The sequence below is a fragment of the Flavobacterium sp. XS2P24 genome, assembly GCF_030010285.1.
GTDB lineage: Bacteria > Bacteroidota > Bacteroidia > Flavobacteriales > Flavobacteriaceae > Flavobacterium > Flavobacterium algoritolerans.
This window is the reverse complement of the sequence record NZ_JASCRU010000001.1, coordinates 84,282-101,265: the sequence shown is the minus strand read 5'-3', so window position 1 is coordinate 101,265 and position 16,984 is coordinate 84,282. Positions and strand designations below refer to the sequence as shown.

The window sequence follows — 16,984 nt, the reverse complement described above, 5'->3', positions numbered from 1 at the left end:
ATGAAAAAATATTTAATAATAGCGGTTTTATTGCTTTCCAATAACATTTTTGCACAAGTTGAGGTAGTTTCCACTTTCATCGAGAAATGGGATAATTCCAAAGATTATTTAGTAGCCGTTGCAGAAGCTATGCCGGAGGATAAATATGATTACAAGCCTGCTGAACGTGAAATGTCGTTTAGAGAACAATTATTTCACATACAAGACAACATGAATTGGTTGGGCACAACGCATTTTTCGGGCGAGAAATATGTGAAAAAAAAAGCGGTAAAAGGACTTTCAAAAGCGCAAATGATCCAAGAAATAAAGGCCTCTTTTGATAAAGCAAAGGCATTTGTACAAAAAACCAATGATGCTGAATTATCCCAAAAAGTAGATTTTTTTGCTGGCCCAAAATCAAAATTACAAATACTCAACTTGATGCAAGATCATGTTACCCATCACAGAGCGCAAATTTTAGTATATTTGAACCTGAATGGAATTCAACCACCCAAGTATGTTGGTTGGTAATTTTGCAATTTAGATACTTATAATTAAAGAAATTAACATGAGAAAGACGTTGTTTTTATTTGCCGTTTTAGCCCTTGCTTCTTGTAAAAAAGAAGAAGTCAAAAAAGAACCTTTATACCCAACCACTACCGAAGAAGTTGCGCAAACTCCAGAGGAATTAGGAGAAGAAATTTTCAAAGGAAAAGGAAATTGTGTTGCCTGTCATCAAGTAGACAAGAAAGTGATAGGACCAAGTCTGCAGGATATTGCTAAGATTTATAAAGATAAAAACGCAAGCATCGTAACGTTTTTAAAAGGTGAAGGTGAGCCTATTGTTGACCCAAGCCAGTATGAAGTTATGAAAACAAACTTCGCCGTTACCAAAGCGATGTCTGATGACGAATTGAAAGCCTTAGAAGCTTACGTATATTCAAATTTGAAATAATTTATACTGAACTTGCTTCAGTATTTGGAGCTAATCCCGCTCTACGCTGTATCTTTATGTTTTTAAAAGAAAAACATAAGGGATTTCTCCCGAAGCTTCGGGACTATCGGGGCTAAAATACAAGAACCATTCGTCTTTGCGAATGGTTTTTTTATGCCTAAAACTGTTTGAGCGTATTTATTTCTGAACTTTCTTGCTTCTTTAGAAACAATGTGGTTAATTTTTTTATCTTTAAAATATGGAAACAGCATACATCAAAACGCCTTTAGGAATCGCTACAATCATTGGTGATGAAAATGGAATATCTGTGATTTCAGTTTCGGATGAAGGAGAAATTTCAACTACAATTTCTGCTGTTGTGCAAGAAGCCGTTACGCAACTCAATGATTATTTTGAGGGGAAACGAACTGATTTTGACTTTGCACTGAATCCAAAAGGTACTGAATTCCAACAAAAAGTCTGGAAAGGATTGCTCGAAATTCCATTTGGGAAAACCTGCAGCTATATGGATTTATCCAAAAAACTGGGCGATGTCAAAGCCATTCGAGCTGTGGCTTCTGCTAATGGGAAAAACCCGCTTTGGATTGTCGTTCCGTGTCACAGGGTCATTGGTACAGATGGTTCCTTAACAGGATATGCGGGTGGTTTATGGCGAAAAAAATGGTTGTTGGAACATGAGAATCCAACGACACAACAAAGTTTGTTTTAAAAACAGACTTCTTAGATTTTTAGAAGGTTAGACACATTAGATTTCTTTGATTTTTAGAAATTTAGATTGTCTCAGATTCAAAAAAATCGATCAAGTTTACTAATTTAGGTTTTTGTATTTAATCTAAAAATCTAAGAAGTCAAAAAATCTAACAAATCTAGCTGATGATAGAAAAAATAAATCTCAATAACATTTTGTTCCTCGACATAGAAACCGTTCCGGAAGCCGAAGATTTCAATGCATTAGATGCTGAAATGAAAGACCTTTGGGAGCACAAAACCCAATACCAGCGCAAAGACGAATACACGCCGGAGGATTTTTATGACCGAGCGGGAATTTGGGCCGAGTTTGGTAAAATCGTTTGTATTTCCGTTGGTTATTTTACCATCAAAGGTGATATTCGGAATTTTAGAGTGACTTCTTTTTTTGGAGAAGAAAAGAAAATATTGTTGGATTTTAATAATCTGCTGAACAATCATTTCAATCAGCCACAACATGTTTTGTGTGGGCACAATGCCAAGGAATTCGATATTCCGTTCCTTGCCCGACGCATGATTATCAATCAAATTGCCATTCCTAACAAGTTGAATTTATTTGGAAAAAAACCATGGGAAATTCCGCATTTGGACACTTTGGAATTATGGAAATTTGGCGATTACAAACATTTTACTTCTTTAAAATTGATGTGTAAAGTCCTTGGAATCCCTTCTCCAAAAGGCGACATCGACGGCAGTCAAGTAGGGCATGTGTTTTATGTAGATAAGGATATTGATAGAATCGTAACCTATTGTGAAAAAGATACCATTGCCGTGGCACAGATTTTCCTGAGATTACGCAGGGAAGAATTGTTAATTGAGGACGAGATTATTCATGTGTAAGCATTCTGTCATTGTCATTGCAATTGATATTTGCAATTGATATTGATTTATTACATTTACAAAAATTATAGATTATGGTATTGAGTAGATTTTGGTTGGTCATTTTTATTTCAGCAATTGTATTTGTAGTGTTTAGTTTGTTTTCTGGAGACAGTTATACCATTGACCACGTTTTGAACGGAAAGAAAGATGATCCAATTCTGGTTTCGGAGAAATTCGCAGAGCAACTTCCTACTTTTATTAAAGACAGCATCAAGAAAGCACCTGAACAAACTATGATTATCAATCGTGATACGCTAAATGCGGATACGACTTATGTCTATAAAAATAAAACCGTAAAAATATATAGCGGTGTTCAAAAATCAGATGGTTTATTGCCAACGTGTAAAAGTACTTTACTGGAATTAATCCTTCCGCTGATGGCTTATTTGGCTTTTTTCTGTGGATTGATGGAGCTTTTAATCATTTCCGGAGCCTCTGGAAAATTAGCTAAAGCATTGAGTCCCGTTTTTGTAAAAGTGTTTCCAAGTATACCCAAAAACCATCCTTCCATTTCGTATATGACTTTAAATTTCGCTGCAAATTTCTTAGGATTAGATTCTGCTGCAACTCCTTTTGGTCTAAAAGCCATGGAGAGTTTACAAGAAATAAATCCAGAAAAAGACAAGGCAAGCGATGCGCAAATTATGTTCATGTGTTTGCATGCTTCGGGACTTACTTTGATCGCTACTTCTATTATAGGATATCGTGCTGCTGCAAATGCGAGTAATCCTGCTGATGTGATGTTGCCTTGTATTATTACTTCTTTTATCGGCACGATTGCTGCTTTTTTAATTGTTGGAATCAAACAAAAAATCAATTTCAAAAGTGCTTCTTTGGTGATTGTATTGATGACATTAATAGCTGCCATTGTAGGTTTGTTGATGTATGTAAATCATTTGGATTTAATTGGAAAAAACTATTTCACCTCTAATCTTTCTGCTTTAATATTAATCGGAATAATTGCCTTTACCTTGATCTTTTCGTTTATTCATGAGAAAAAATTTACTGAAGCATCTACTACAGTTTTTGAAAGTTTTGTAGTGGGAGCTAATAATGGTGTGAAAACCGGAGTGACTATTTTTCCTTATGTTTTGGGAATGCTGGTAGCTATTTCTTTATTCAGAAACAGTGGTTTGTTTGAAATTATTAGCGATTGGATTGCTTTCATTTTTTCAAATATGGGAGTAAGTAAGGAAATTACAGACGCTTTACCGGTTGCGTTGCTTCGTCCTTTTAGTTCTGCCGGATCAAGAGGATTTTTGATTGATTCTATGAATACTTTTGGAGCGGATTCTTTAACGGCTAGATTGGCAAGTATTTTTCAATGCAGTGCCGAGAGTACTTTTTATGTGATAGCCGTTTATTTTGGCTCTGTAAACATTAAAAACACACGCTATGCACTAGGAACGATGCTTATAGTAGATGTAATTTGTGTGATTACAGCAATTTTTGTGGCGACTTGGTTTTTTTAAAAAGAAAAATACCCCCAAATAGTGTCTAACTTTTTGGGGGTAGTCTAAAATTGTGAGGCTTTTTTTTTAGACTTAATCTGGTAGGATTACTTCTTGATGAATGTTTTTACGATCGTTTCTTGACCATTATTCAATTCGAAGAAATAAATTCCTTTAGTTAGTGTGCTTACATTAATCTCTCCACCTGATGTTTTTCCGTTTTGAAGTTCAAATCCAAAAGAGTTATAGATTTTATAAGAACCACTTTTGTTTTCTTTGATTGAAATGCTTAAAACGTCAGTTGCCGGATTTGGATACAATACAAACGCTTCATTCGTAGTTTCGGTACTCGTTACTTTAGCAGCGCTGGTTCTCGCAGTTGATCCTGAATAAGCGGTTCCAACACCTACAGCATAAAATGCATTTGTAGTCGCTATCACCTCAGGAGAACCTGCTCCATAAAGGTCAGTTGCAGCTTGTATTCCGAATGTTCGTGCATTTGCATAGGTTGAGTTAGCAGACAAATAAACGCTTTCTAAACGATACGTAATTTTAGCCGCTTTATCAATTCCAATGCCCGTAACGCTATACGAACTTCCTTTGTCGTTTGTTCCGGTTTTACCTTCAGTCAGGATATAAAACCAATGGTTTAAAACTCCGCTGTTTGTATGAACGCCACAATAGTCATTTCTAGAACTTGGTCTACATTTTGTTTGGCTGATCCAATTTGTTCCGCCATAAGTATCCGGTTGCCCTTCACTTTTAGGATTGCTCATAGAACGTAAAGCTAAATGTCCTGATCTTCTTTCGATGTCTTCTCCTATTAACCAAAGTTGTTTATTTGGTGCAGCATAATATTCGATACAAGCTCCCCAAATATCAGAGAAAGCTTCATTCATTGCACCAGATTCTTGTTGGTATGCCAAGTTTGCAGTGTTCGTACAAACAGCATGTCCTATTTCGTGTCCGGCTACATCTATTGAGGTTAAGATGTCAAATCCACCTGTTCCAGAACCGTCACCATACGTCATCACACTTCCGTTCCAATAAGCATTGTTATAATTGCTGCTGTAATGAACATAGCTTTTTATGGCTGCTCCAGCATTATTATAACTGTTTCTTCCGTGAACAGCCGAAAAATAGTCGTAGGTCTTTTCAGCTCCCCAATGTGCGTCTAACGCTCCATTGTCTTTGTTTACATTATTGAATTCAGCTGCCGTCCAGTTATTGTCTACATCTGTAAAATTTACGGCTGCGGTATAGCTAGTTCCTTTTTTCATATTGTAGGTCATAACTCCATTACCACGCGTGGCATCAGCTAATATGTATGATGCTCCGCTCAATGTTGTTTGGATTGATTGGGAACCACTATAGCGAGTGTCAGCATTGGCAATTACAAATGACGTTGCGGCATTGTTTTCAGATTTTTTATTTACGGAATTATGCTTTCCACCATTGCTAAATTCATCCAGATGTTTGATGGTTGCATTGTAAAACAACGTAGTACCAGTTATTGCATCAATATAGACGTCACCGCGGCTTACCGGATTTGTGGCATAAATGTCAAATTTGTAAGCTAAGCGAATTTGTTCTATTTTTTTACCTTTAGAATCTTCATCCAAAAGAGGAAGTAAGACTAATTCGCCAGTAGGTTTTTGATAGTCATTAATCTTTGCTTCTGCTGGAGATTCCCAAAGGTAGGTAGCTGCTCCAATTTGTTTTAAAGCGCTGTTTAAAGCTTGTTGTTTTGATAAAACCGGACGCGTGTTTACGTTTTCTAATTGATAAAACTCACCGCTCATGGATTCTAATTTTCCTGATTTTGAGTGCAAGGTGTACGTAGAGAATTCAACTTTTATTCCTTGGTGAAACAATTGGAATTTTTCATGAGAAAACCCTAGTTTGTCAGTTTCTGATTTAGTTTTTGCGAAACTGGAATTGTCTTTTAATTCTAATTGCTCTCTGAATGCCTTTTCAGAATCGGTGTTTTTGTACGTTGACTTTTCGTTAAAAACAATTAGTGAAGGTTTTCCTCTTTCGTCAGTAAATTTTTCTTTTACATTTTTAGTTGCGTCTTGTGCATTTGTTTCTAAAGCAAAAAAAGAAACGGAGGCAAAAAGCGCAATTTTTCCGAGTAATTTTGTTTTCATTTAATAGGGTGTTTTGGTTAGTTAAATAATGAATCAAATTTAACAAAAAAATAATATAATGTTAGTTTTATGTTAAATTAATTGATTTTTATTTGTTGTGAAATATAAAACCTGTCAAAATAGATGTTTTTATAATGGGGAAGAAAATGTAAAATTAATGTCAAAAAAAAATGCACCCCTTTATAGGATGCATTTTCTATAGTCGATTTTGAACCGAAAATGTTAGTCGATAATCATCTCTGGAATTTCACCTTCAATAATTAAATCAGCTTCAGTAGAAGCGATAATATGTTCTACGGTTACACCCGGTGCGCGCTCCAATAGTTTGAAACCTTGCGATGTTATTTCCATAACGGCTAGCTCTGTAACCACTTTTTTAACACAGCCTACACCCGTTAATGGCAAGGTACATTTTTTAAGTATTTTAGATTCTCCAGCTTTGTTTACGTGCATCATGGCTACAATAATATTCTCGGCAGAAGCCACTAAATCCATTGCACCACCCATTCCTTTGACCATTTTACCTGGGATTTTCCAGTTGGCAATATCACCGTTTTCGGCAACTTCCATAGCGCCAAGGATTGTTAAGTCAACATGCTGTCCACGAATCATTCCAAAACTGAATGCTGAGTCAAAGAAACTTGCTCCGGGCAAAGTAGTGATGGTTTGTTTTCCTGCGTTGATTAAATCAGCATCTTCATCGCCTTCAAAAGGAAATGGACCCATACCTAGAATTCCGTTTTCACTTTGAAATTCAACGTCAATTCCTTCGGGGATATAATTAGCCACTAATGTTGGAATTCCGATTCCCAGATTCACGTAATAGTTGTGTTTTAATTCTTTTGCAATGCGTTTTGCAATTTGATTTTTATCTAAAGCCATTTCTTAATGTATCAATTTATGAATGTAACAATATATCAATTTTGACAATTGTTACTTGTTATTTTTACTGGTGCTTAGGATTTTGTAAACTATTAATCCTAATTCATTAATTTGAATTTTTAGGCTCTCATCAAAAGGATATGAGGATGCTTTCTCACAAAGCAAAAGCCAGTATTTTGTTTCCTCTAGTTCTTTGGCAGCAATTTTAATTTTATGAATAAAATCCGCTTTGCTTTCTGCATTTTGTGCTTCATGAATATTTGCGCCTATACTTGTTCCTGACTTTAATAGTTGATTAGCAATAATAAATTTGCGTTTATTTTCTAATATTTCACAAAAAGCTATAATACCTAATGCAAAATCAATGGATTTAGTAACAACAATATTCTCTTTATCCATTTTTTATTAATTGTTATATTGAAAAATTGCTAAATTGTTTAATTTTTTGCACGGACCGTTCTTTGTTCAATTCTTTTTTCATATTTCCCACCTTGAAAAATTCTATTTACAAGTATACCTGGAATATGAATTTCATTTGGATCTAAACTTCCTGCAGGTACTAATTCTTCTACTTCGGCGATAGTGATTTTTGCCGCTCCAGCCATACAAGGATTAAAGTTTCTTGCGGTTCCTTTGAAAATTAAGTTTCCGGCTTCGTCACCTTTCCATGCTTTTACGATGGCATAATCAGCGTTGAAAGCGTGTTCCATAACATGCATTTTCCCATTGAATTCGCGAACTTCTTTGCCTTCGGCTACTTCAGTTCCATATCCGGCCGGTGTAAAAAAAGCGGGAATTCCTGCTTGTGCCGCACGACAACGCTCTGCTAAAGTTCCTTGAGGAATAAGATCCACTTCAAGTTCTCCGGAAAGCATTTGGCGCTCAAATTCGGCATTTTCACCTACGTAGGAAGAAATCATTTTTTTGATTTGACGCTTTTGCAAAAGCAATCCAAGACCAAAATCATCAACACCTGCATTGTTTGAAATACATGTTAAATCCGTAGTTTCTTTTTTTACTAATTCGGCGATGGAATTTTCTGGAATACCACATAATCCAAAACCGCCAAGCATAATAGTCATCCCGTTTTCAATTCCTTGAAGGGCGTCCTGAACGTTGTTTACTTTTTTGTTAATCATAAAAATGAGTTGCTATTTGTCGAATTTTATTTAATGAAGAAGTAAGTCTGCTTGTAATACTAAGGGCAACAGAATTTCATTTTGAGAACCAAAGCCCTAGCCCAGATAAAAGCGACATCCTTTCTGGTCCTGATTTTTTTTCAGGACCAGAAAGATATAGCGGTTAGCTGGATTAGCTACAGATGAAAATTTTACAATTCAAATTCTTCGGTATCTTGTTCTACGGCCGTCGTGTCTATTACCTTTTTAGGAACGTAACAGTCTACTTTTATAGAAAGATTTGCAGGTCTTTCAAAGCCTTCCTTAGAAACTTTAAGAGCAGGATCAGCATAACAAAGTTTCATGAAATAACCCCAAACCGGCAATGCGGCTGTGGCTCCCTGACCATAAGTGATGCTTTTGAAACGTGCCGAACGATCCTCACAACCTACCCAAACTCCAGTTACAAGATTAGGAACCATTCCCATGAACCAACCATCAGACTGGTTTTGAGTAGTACCTGTTTTTCCAGCAATAGGGTTTTTAAATGAATAAGGATAACCCGTCCAGCGGTTGTCTCCGTTACCACCGCCAGTGGTGCGCAAACGGTCTCCAGAACCACCTTCGGTTACACCTTCCAGTAATTTGATAACTGCATAAGCGATGTCTTTGTTTAAAACATCATGCGATTCAGGTATTGGTTCGTAGATGATAACGCCACTTTTATCTTCAATTTTAGATATAAATTGAGGTTTCATATAAACGCCTTGATTGGCAAAAGTGCTGTAAGCGGCAACCATGTCTTCAACTGTAATTTCAACTGCTCCTAAGGCGATGGAAGGTTGGTTTACAATTTCGGATTTCACCCCTAATTTATGGGTTAAATCGATTACTGCTTCCGGACCAACTTTGTCAATTAATTTTGCGGATATCGTATTTATGGAATTAGCCAAACCTCTTTTTAAGGTAACCATTCCGCGGTATTTGTTGTCAGAATTTCTAGGTTCCCAATCTTCGGTAACATGATGGCGTCCTTTTCTGATTACGAATGGTCCATCAACAATCGAGTCACACGGAGACATGTTCAATTGCTCGATAGCAGTGGCATAAACAAATGGTTTGAAAGTAGAACCTACTTGTCTGGCGCCTTGTCCTACGTGATCGTATTGGAAATATTTGTAGTTGATACCACCAACCCAAGCTTTTATATTACCGGTTTGTGGTTCCATTGCCATCAACCCGGATTGTAAAAAGTGTTTGTAATAACGGATAGAATCCAATGGCGTCATGATCGTATCTTTTTCTCCTTTCCAAGAAAAGACAGTCATTTTTGCTTTTTCGCTGAACGATTTTATAATTTCTTCATCGCTTTTATCCATTGATTTCATCACAGCCCATCGGTTAGATGATTTCATTGCCTGATTCAGAATTCGTTGTGTTTCTACCGAAGAAATGTTAACAAAAGGAGCGTTTTTATCATCCTTGGACTGATTAAAAAACTCTTCTTGAAGGTTTGCCATGTGAGCAGTAACTGCTTCTTCAGCATGCAATTGCATTCTGGAATCAATCGTGGTGTAAATTTTTAGACCGTCTTTATAAATATCATAATCAGAACCATCCGGTTTTTTATTTTCCTCGGCCCATTTTTTCATGTAATCACGCAGGTATTCTCTAAAATAAGTTGCCGTTCCGTCTTTATGTGTTTCTAATTTGAAATTTAATTTGATCGGTAAACTTTGCAGTCTTTCTTTTTCTTCTTTTGAAATGATTTTTCCTTTTTCCATTTGCAAAAGCACCACATTTCTTCGGTTTTTTACCCCTTGCGGGTTTCTGATAGGATTGTATAAACCGGAATTTTTAAACATTCCCACTAATATTGCCGACTCACTGATGGTTAAATCCTTTGGCTCTTTAGAAAAATAGGTTTTTGCCGCTGAACTTACTCCGACAGAATTATTTCCAAAATCATACACATTACAATACATGGCAATGATTTCATTTTTAGTGTATTGTCTTTCTAATCGAATAGCGATAATCCATTCTTTTATTTTTTGTACAATTCTAAAAGGCAGGAATTTAGATCCTTCTCCGTGAAATAATTGTTTGGCTAATTGCTGTGTCAACGTACTTGCACCACCGCTTGTTCCTAAACTGGAAATAGCTCTTAAAGTTCCTCTACCATCAATACCGGAATGCTCATAAAAACGGGCGTCTTCAGTGGCGATTAATGCTTGTACGAGGTTTTTTGGTAAGTCTGAATAGCGTAATTGAGACCTGTTTTTTTCAAAATATTTACCCAAAACCACTCCGTCAGCCGATATGATTTCGGTAGCTAAGTTAGAATCTGGATTTTCTAAATCTTCAAAAGAAGGCATCGAGCCGAAAAGTCCCCATGAAGCAAATAAGAAAAACAAACCGACAGCACCCATTCCATAAAAGAAGATTTTCCAAAATTTCTTTTTGTAGTAAGTGACGTCCTTATCAATGTTTTTTGTCTGATTGTTATTTTTTTTGATAGCCATAATACTATTTTATTCTTTTTTTTCTATTCTAAAACCTACCTCAGTAATTCCGTCTAAAGCCGTTACGCCGGGAACTTTGCCGTTTTCTCTAACAGCTTGTTTGATGTAGACTTTGTATTTTGATTTGAACCGCACATTTTCCTTGTAAAAGAGTTTGCTTTCTTTTATATCAGAAAATCCATCGCCTAAAAGTGTTCCGTCCAGATCCGCCATTTGGTATTCAAGTGTATCTACTTTTGTGAAACCATTTGGTAATTCCAATGCCACAATTAAAAACAAATTGTTGAATTGATAATTGTTATTAGCTCTCAAATTCACAAATAGATTGTATCGTTTTGTAGAATCTAATTCCGGTAAATTGAACGTTACAATGCTGTCTTTGTGCCAAGCACTACCCACAGATTTATAGTCATCAAAAACTCTTTTTTTATCACATGAAGAAAAGAGAATCACCACCAAAAGAAGTAAAGCGCTATTTTTTATCCACATTTTTAGTAATAATTATAGGTTTTCTTGGTTCCGCTGGCTTTTTGTTATTTGGATTCTGACGGTTATTGTTATTGTTTGCAGGCTTATTGTTGTTTGCTACAATTACATTTTCACCAGCTGGTTTGCGTTTTTTATGCTGTTTTTTCTTTGGTTTTGGCTGATCAAAACGAGTCAAACTTTCTTGACCCATTGCATTATTGAAGTTTTTCTCCGGTTCAGCAACAATCTCGATAGCATAATCTTCTAACGAAGAAACTTTGTTTTTTAGTTTGTTTTCGGCAACTATTTCTTTGACTTGCTCAATTTTCAGTACATGCCAATTAGCAAAGTTATTGGTGTAGGCAAACCACATCAATCCTTTGAAAATATCTTGTTTCTGGCAAATGGCATCTCCTTTTTCAGTCACCAATTTTGTTTCGAAATCCGGAAAATCTTTCAATGCATCCATGTAAGTATCTAGCTCATAGTTCAAGCAGCATTTTAATTTTCCGCATTGTCCTGCCAGTTTTTGTGGATTCAAAGACAGTTGTTGGTAACGTGCCGCTGAGGTGTTTACACTTCTAAAATCCGTCAACCAAGTAGAACAACACAATTCTCTTCCGCAAGAACCTATCCCGCCTAAACGAGCGGCTTCCTGACGGAAACCTACTTGTTTCATCTCGATACGCGTACTGAATTCTTTGGCAAAATCTTTTATTAAAGCACGAAAGTCAATACGATCATTTGCGGTGTAATAAAACGTAGCTTTTGATCCGTCTCCTTGAAATTCAATATCCGAAATTTTCATTTCTAGTTTTTGAGCAATCGCCAGTTCCCGTGCGCGAACCTTCATCGGCTCTTCACGATCTCTTGCAGTGGACCAAATATCAATGTCTTTTTGGGAGGCTTTTCTATAAATTTTTGGAATTTCATTACCCAAGTAATTCGCTCCTTTTTTTTTCATTTGGATTTTAACTAATTCACCAGTCAAAGTAACAATTCCTATATCATGACCCGGAGAAGCAACAGTAGCAACAATATCGCCCATGCTTAACGTTAGTTTTTCAATATTGCGGTAAAATTCTTTTCTTCCGTTTTTGAAACGTACTTCAACGCAATCAAAAGGGGCGTCACCATTAGGTAAACTCATATTAGAAAGCCAATCGAAAACCGTTAATTTATTGCAGCTATCGGTGCCGCAAGTCCCATTATTTTTACAACCCTTTGGTGCGCCACCATCAGAAGTTGAACAACTTGTACATGCCATAATCTTATATGTAGTGTTGCGACCAGCACAACTTAAGTTCTTAAAACGTTTAATGTGTAAAGATAGTATTTTTTAATTTTATGGAACAATGCCTATTTGCGCCAATAAATCATAAATTTATACTAAAAAAACCCATTACAAATCAGATTGTAATGGGCTTTTTTCATAGGATTTTATCCTGAATATTTACGCTATAATTTTATATAGTTTATCAGATAATCGGATTCTGAATGGTAGTTTAAACGTGCAAGTATCTCCAGAAACTGCTTTTTCTTGTGGGGAATCGTTCACTAGCATTTCTTCGATTACTACTTTTTGTTCTCCGGTTGTGGAACCTTTGATTAGAATGGTATCACCAATTTTTATTTCATTTTCTTCAATTAAAAACTGACCAATACTTGGTTTTGGAAAAAAATGGGTCCCTTTTCCAATATAAATTTTCTTGATTTTTGGTTCTTTCTTAACAACAGTCCCGACGCTTAGGGATGGCTTATCGGCAACAAAAACACCATGTGTTTCTTCGTTGTTTTTAAAAGTCAAAACGTCTGATTTTCCTTTTTTGAAAATCTTATTTCCGTTTTTAATGCCTCTGCGAATGGCTTTTTGCTCTTCTTCCGGCATGTGAATTACAGTTACACATTCAGTAGAACAGCAACCTTCCATTTTTTCCTTGCATGAGTCACATTGTATAAAAAGTAAATGACAACCTTCGTTCACGCAATTCGTATGTACGTCACAAGGCGCGCCACATTGATGGCATTGAGAAACGATATCGTCCGTAATTCTTTCGCCCAAGCGATGATCAAACACGAAGTTTTTTCCAATGAATTTACTTTCTAAACCTTCAGCTTTTACTTGGCGTGTGTATTCTATAATTCCGCCTTCGAGTTGGTACACGTTTTCAAAACCTTTGTGTTTGAAATATGCGCTGGCTTTCTCACAACGAATTCCTCCGGTGCAATACATCAATAGTTTTTTGTCTTGTTTGTGTTCTGCAAGCTGCTCTTCGATAATGGGTAAACTTTCACGAAAAGTATCCACATCTGGTTTTATAGCTTTGGTAAAATGTCCAATTTCACTTTCGTAATGATTTCGCATATCGACCACAATCGTGTTTGGATCTTCTAGAAGTTCATTGAATTCAGCCGCTTTTAAGTGAATTCCAATATTCGTCACATCAAAAGTTTCATCCACCAAACCGTCAGCCACAATCTTATCACGCACTTTTATAGTCAGTTTCAGGAACGAATGGTCGTCTTGTTCTACGGCAATATTCAATCGGATTCCTTTCATGAAATCATAGATTTCTATCGAATCTTTGAACGCATAGAAATTATCGGCAGGCAATGATAATTGGGCGTTGATTCCCTCACTGGCTACATAAATTCTGCCCAAAACTTCAAGAGAGTTCCACGCCAGAAATAATTCGTTACGAAATTGTGTTGGATTTGAGATTTGCGCATAAGCATAGAAAGACAGCGTAAGACGTTGTTTTCCGGCATCATCAATCATGATGGCTCTTTCCTCTGCGCTTAATGTGTTATACAGTTGCATGCTATAAACAGTTTTAAGTTGAGAAATATATTTTTTGCAAAAGTAAATAATTTAACCGCAAAGTTTACAAAATTCCTTAATGGTTTTATTTTTTAAGGAGCTATTCCAGATGTTCACTATATCTGTTGTGGCGAACCCCGCCACAACAGGATGCCGTTTCCATCTGGGCTAGGGGAGTTGTGGTGAATAGAAGGTTTAGTTTTCAAAATCGTAATTACGGTTTTAAACTACATGAAAGGAATGACTACGTTGAGTTTTATTTCGTGTGGGAGCGTGACAAAAATAATTTTATACAGGAAAAAACTTATTCAGCTATAATTAAAATTTCAGAAGATTTTTTTGTGCTTAAAGCATATTTCATTTCATTACTTTCGTGAATAGTTATTTTTTTACCATTGAGAATTAAAATATCTTTAATTTTTTCAATTGAAGGAATTCCATCTGAACGATAAGATATAACAAGTATACTATCTCTGAATTGTTCAATTAAAGACTCAAAGGCAGATTCAATTTTGTCTTTTTTACTCCAATCAGACTTTTCTAACTTTAATCTTTTATGTTTTGATTTAGGATCAATCATATCTGCCCAATCATCATAATTCATTATTCCTTCTAAAAAATGATAAAAATCTAAATAATCTAACCCAATACCATTTTCTGAAATATATGGACTATCAATGTAAACAAGGTCAAAATTATTTTTTATTGATGAAATGTTTTTATTGATAGAAATGTTTTCTTGACTATTTGAAAAAACTGCATTATTAGCTTCTTGAATGAAATTTTTGAAATGTACTTCAAAAGGTGTATCCCAAGTGACTTTATTTCCAAAGCTTCTTTTAACTTCTTGGAATCGTATGTATAGATTTTTTCTATGGAATAAGTTGTATGGTCTTTTTATAATGCAAGATTGAAATAATGCAAAAAAAGCTATAGCTTTTTTGTATTCATTTGGAATCAATCTTATATTAGTAATAACCATATCTAACCATTTATTTTCGTCGTCGGTAAAATAAACATCATCAAATGTTGTTTCGATAAAATTTGGATAGTCAATGTTTTTGTGTTTTGTTAAAATGAAATCCAAATCTTCACTATCAACCTTTTCATTGTCATTTTCAATTAGTGCTTTACCAATAATATGATTAAAAAATAAAATATCGTTATAAGTAACAATTTTTTCATTTTTTTTCATTTTATATGCCACTGTCGAAGTACCCCCAAAAGCATCTAATACTGTATTGAATTTTAAATCTTTAATACAATTCCATATCCAATCAACATATTTCAATTTACTTCCTTGATACCTTGTTGTTGGAAATTTTGAAACTGTAGGGACAGAAAATAGTTTTGTTTGCAAAGTATTTATACTATTATTCAGTGTCATTATCTTCTTCTTCTAAATCAGTTTCTTCTTCATCGAGTTTATTTATCTCATCTTGATGTTCTTTAAGAATGTCAATTCCTCGTTGTTTGTATTCTAAATAAGTTTTCAAGTTAATATAAGGTCGTTCAATTTCTAATGCTTTGGCCATATCTTTGGTTAGATAATACTTCCAGAAATCACGATAAATATCTTCTCCGAGTTCTGAAAATATCCCCTTTCCATTAATTAATTCATCTATTTTGATTGTTGCTCCAATATTTTTGGTGTTTCCACTTCCTGGAGATGCAGATGCAATCTTATATTTAGGCTGAACAAAGAATTGAAAGTCTTTTATGACGGATTCAATATTTTCAATGTCATCTAATTTATAAATATTTTTTTCGTTTTGCTCTTCTTTGTTTTGTTTGTAAATAACACCTAAAACAAGATGAGCTTCATATGATTCGTATGGATAAGCAATATTTTTTGTACTAGTTGCATTTCTGAAATAACCAGTAAATGCTCCAAGTGTCATACTTTTAATTTTATTGCCAGAATCAATAAAAGTACTTTTAATGTCAACTGCAAATTTTGCCCCAGTTGTTTTACATATAAAAGTTAAATCTGGATAATGATTTTGTTGAGCGGGAAGCTCTAACCTTAAATTATGCTTGTTTGCAAAGTTTTCGAAAGCTGGTATTAATAGTAGTTCAATGACTTTTGAAACCACTTTTGTATCTATTGAAATGGTATAAATATTTTTGTAAATATCAATAAATCCTTTAACAATCCAATCTCCTTTTTTGGTAGCAATTATCTCGTTAAATCCTTTTATTTCCTCTTGAAGTGCCTGTAAAATTTGTTCTTTATTCATAAACACAAATGTAATAATTCGGTTTGTTTTTACATTATAGATTTGAAGAAACATTTAAGTACAAATCTTTTAGGTGTTGTTAATCGAACTGTTGATTTGAGGCTTCCTATAATTATTTCAGTAACATCAAATATACATCTTTTTCTACTCTAAATTCTTTTTAGCCCAGATAGTCCCGAAGTTTCGGGAGAAATCCTTTTTAAAGCTTCCAGCCTTCAAAAGGCTGGAAGCTATAAAAAGATTGAAACGAATAGCTGGAAGTAGCTCCAGATAAAAAAACCACGCCGAAACGTGGTTTTAAATTTTATTCATTGTCAGGTATTAGCAATACTCGTTGAAAGCGTCTTTCAAGTTTTCAGCAATTAATTCCGCTGGGCGACCTTCAATGTGGTGACGCTCAAGCATGTGCACTAATTCTCCGTTTTTGAACAAAGCCATACTTGGCGATGATGGAGGAAAAGGAAACATGTGTTGTCTTGCAGCGTCAACTGCATCTTTATCAACTCCTGCAAAAACAGTGATTAAATGGTCTGGTTTTTTACCACCTTCTAAACTCATTTTTGCTCCTGGGCGTGCATTACGTGCAGCACAACCACAAACCGAATTTACAACTACAAGCGTTGTTCCTTCTAGTTTCATTGCGTTTTCTACTGCTTCGGCACTATGTAAATCTTGAAAACCTGCAGCGGTTAATTCCGCTTGCATTGGTTTTACCATTTCTTCTGGATACATATCTTTTTATTTTAAATCATTATTAATTTTGTCCTGC

16 protein-coding genes are annotated in these 16,984 nt (G+C 35.2%); 5 read left to right on the top strand and 11 right to left on the bottom strand.

Features of this window, described 5'->3' with window-relative positions; all coding sequences use genetic code 11:
* The 5 genes from QLS31_RS00480 to QLS31_RS00460 all read left to right on the top strand — a co-directional run bounded on the left by QLS31_RS00480 (window position 1) and on the right by QLS31_RS00460 (window position 4,035).
* Window positions 1-510 (top strand): DinB family protein, encoded by a 510-nt coding sequence (locus tag QLS31_RS00480; RefSeq protein ID WP_282741729.1) that lies wholly within the window; start codon window positions 1-3, stop codon window positions 508-510.
* Between the two features lie 37 nt (window positions 511-547).
* Window positions 548-934 carry a c-type cytochrome gene (locus QLS31_RS00475; RefSeq protein ID WP_282741704.1) on the top strand — a complete coding sequence of 129 codons (387 nt, stop codon included), beginning with the start codon at window positions 548-550 and terminating at the stop codon, window positions 932-934.
* A 238-nt stretch (window positions 935-1,172) separates the two neighbouring features.
* On the top strand, window positions 1,173-1,643 hold the full coding sequence (locus QLS31_RS00470) for a methylated-DNA--[protein]-cysteine S-methyltransferase (protein ID WP_282741702.1): 471 nt from the start codon (window positions 1,173-1,175) through the stop codon (window positions 1,641-1,643).
* A gap of 164 nt (window positions 1,644-1,807) precedes the next feature.
* Window positions 1,808-2,521: a 3'-5' exonuclease gene (locus tag QLS31_RS00465; RefSeq protein ID WP_099713896.1), complete on the top strand. Its 714-nt coding sequence runs from the start codon at window positions 1,808-1,810 to the stop codon at window positions 2,519-2,521.
* Window positions 2,522-2,595: 74 nt separating this feature from the next.
* Window positions 2,596-4,035 carry a nucleoside recognition domain-containing protein gene (locus QLS31_RS00460; RefSeq protein ID WP_282741700.1) on the top strand — a complete coding sequence of 480 codons (1,440 nt, stop codon included), beginning with the start codon at window positions 2,596-2,598 and terminating at the stop codon, window positions 4,033-4,035.
* An 86-nt stretch (window positions 4,036-4,121) separates the two neighbouring features.
* Here the strand turns inward: QLS31_RS00460 and QLS31_RS00455 are convergent, their stop codons facing one another.
* From QLS31_RS00455 to QLS31_RS00405, 11 genes are all read right to left on the bottom strand, one after another.
* Complete coding sequence (locus QLS31_RS00455) at window positions 4,122-6,164, bottom strand: M4 family metallopeptidase (protein WP_282741698.1); 2,043 nt, start codon at window positions 6,162-6,164, stop codon at window positions 4,122-4,124.
* A 222-nt stretch (window positions 6,165-6,386) separates the two neighbouring features.
* Window positions 6,387-7,046 (bottom strand): CoA transferase subunit B, encoded by a 660-nt coding sequence (locus QLS31_RS00450; RefSeq protein WP_282741696.1) that lies wholly within the window; start codon window positions 7,044-7,046, stop codon window positions 6,387-6,389.
* A gap of 51 nt (window positions 7,047-7,097) precedes the next feature.
* Complete coding sequence (locus QLS31_RS00445; protein WP_282741694.1) at window positions 7,098-7,445, bottom strand: four helix bundle protein; 348 nt, start codon at window positions 7,443-7,445, stop codon at window positions 7,098-7,100.
* Window positions 7,446-7,483: 38 nt separating this feature from the next.
* Entirely contained in the window at window positions 7,484-8,185 is a 702-nt protein-coding gene (locus tag QLS31_RS00440; protein WP_282741692.1) for a CoA transferase subunit A, read from the bottom strand.
* Between the two features lie 191 nt (window positions 8,186-8,376).
* A complete protein-coding gene (locus QLS31_RS00435; RefSeq protein WP_282741690.1) occupies window positions 8,377-10,686 on the bottom strand; it encodes a transglycosylase domain-containing protein in 2,310 nt (769 codons plus the stop codon).
* A 9-nt stretch (window positions 10,687-10,695) separates the two neighbouring features.
* On the bottom strand, window positions 10,696-11,175 hold the full coding sequence (locus tag QLS31_RS00430) for a gliding motility lipoprotein GldH (protein ID WP_282741688.1): 480 nt from the start codon (window positions 11,173-11,175) through the stop codon (window positions 10,696-10,698).
* Entirely contained in the window at window positions 11,159-12,421 is a 1,263-nt protein-coding gene (gene ricT / locus QLS31_RS00425; protein WP_282741686.1) for a regulatory iron-sulfur-containing complex subunit RicT, read from the bottom strand. The genes QLS31_RS00430 and ricT overlap by 17 nt, the downstream gene beginning before the upstream one ends.
* 186 nt (window positions 12,422-12,607) lie before the next feature.
* Window positions 12,608-13,975 (bottom strand): rhodanese-related sulfurtransferase, encoded by a 1,368-nt coding sequence (locus QLS31_RS00420; protein ID WP_282741684.1) that lies wholly within the window; start codon window positions 13,973-13,975, stop codon window positions 12,608-12,610.
* A 304-nt stretch (window positions 13,976-14,279) separates the two neighbouring features.
* Window positions 14,280-15,362, bottom strand: coding sequence for a DNA adenine methylase (locus QLS31_RS00415; protein ID WP_282741682.1), 1,083 nt, complete (start codon window positions 15,360-15,362; stop codon window positions 14,280-14,282).
* Window positions 15,349-16,215, bottom strand: a complete 867-nt coding sequence (locus QLS31_RS00410) for a type II restriction endonuclease (protein WP_282741680.1) — start codon at window positions 16,213-16,215, stop codon at window positions 15,349-15,351. The genes QLS31_RS00415 and QLS31_RS00410 overlap by 14 nt, the downstream gene beginning before the upstream one ends.
* Before the next feature lie 321 nt (window positions 16,216-16,536).
* Window positions 16,537-16,947, bottom strand: a complete 411-nt coding sequence (locus QLS31_RS00405) for a BrxA/BrxB family bacilliredoxin (protein ID WP_282741677.1) — start codon at window positions 16,945-16,947, stop codon at window positions 16,537-16,539.
* Window positions 16,948-16,984: the final 37 nt, after the last annotated feature.

Excerpts from the sequence above, each read along its gene's own strand:
- QLS31_RS00480 (WP_282741729.1), top strand. The coding sequence starts at position 1 with ATGAAAAAATATTTAATAATAGCGGTTTTATTGCTTTCCAATAACATT.
- QLS31_RS00475 (WP_282741704.1), top strand. The coding sequence starts at position 548 with ATGAGAAAGACGTTGTTTTTATTTGCCGTTTTAGCCCTTGCTTCTTGT.
- QLS31_RS00470 (WP_282741702.1), top strand. The coding sequence starts at position 1,173 with ATGGAAACAGCATACATCAAAACGCCTTTAGGAATCGCTACAATCATT.
- QLS31_RS00465 (WP_099713896.1), top strand. The coding sequence starts at position 1,808 with ATGATAGAAAAAATAAATCTCAATAACATTTTGTTCCTCGACATAGAA.
- QLS31_RS00460 (WP_282741700.1), top strand. The coding sequence starts at position 2,596 with ATGGTATTGAGTAGATTTTGGTTGGTCATTTTTATTTCAGCAATTGTA.
- QLS31_RS00455 (WP_282741698.1), bottom strand. The coding sequence starts at position 6,164 with ATGAAAACAAAATTACTCGGAAAAATTGCGCTTTTTGCCTCCGTTTCT.
- QLS31_RS00450 (WP_282741696.1), bottom strand. The coding sequence starts at position 7,046 with ATGGCTTTAGATAAAAATCAAATTGCAAAACGCATTGCAAAAGAATTA.
- QLS31_RS00445 (WP_282741694.1), bottom strand. The coding sequence starts at position 7,445 with ATGGATAAAGAGAATATTGTTGTTACTAAATCCATTGATTTTGCATTA.
- QLS31_RS00440 (WP_282741692.1), bottom strand. The coding sequence starts at position 8,185 with ATGATTAACAAAAAAGTAAACAACGTTCAGGACGCCCTTCAAGGAATT.
- QLS31_RS00435 (WP_282741690.1), bottom strand. The coding sequence starts at position 10,686 with ATGGCTATCAAAAAAAATAACAATCAGACAAAAAACATTGATAAGGAC.
- QLS31_RS00430 (WP_282741688.1), bottom strand. The coding sequence starts at position 11,175 with ATGTGGATAAAAAATAGCGCTTTACTTCTTTTGGTGGTGATTCTCTTT.
- ricT (WP_282741686.1), bottom strand. The coding sequence starts at position 12,421 with ATGGCATGTACAAGTTGTTCAACTTCTGATGGTGGCGCACCAAAGGGT.
- QLS31_RS00420 (WP_282741684.1), bottom strand. The coding sequence starts at position 13,975 with ATGCAACTGTATAACACATTAAGCGCAGAGGAAAGAGCCATCATGATT.
- QLS31_RS00415 (WP_282741682.1), bottom strand. The coding sequence starts at position 15,362 with ATGACACTGAATAATAGTATAAATACTTTGCAAACAAAACTATTTTCT.
- QLS31_RS00410 (WP_282741680.1), bottom strand. The coding sequence starts at position 16,215 with ATGAATAAAGAACAAATTTTACAGGCACTTCAAGAGGAAATAAAAGGA.
- QLS31_RS00405 (WP_282741677.1), bottom strand. The coding sequence starts at position 16,947 with ATGTATCCAGAAGAAATGGTAAAACCAATGCAAGCGGAATTAACCGCT.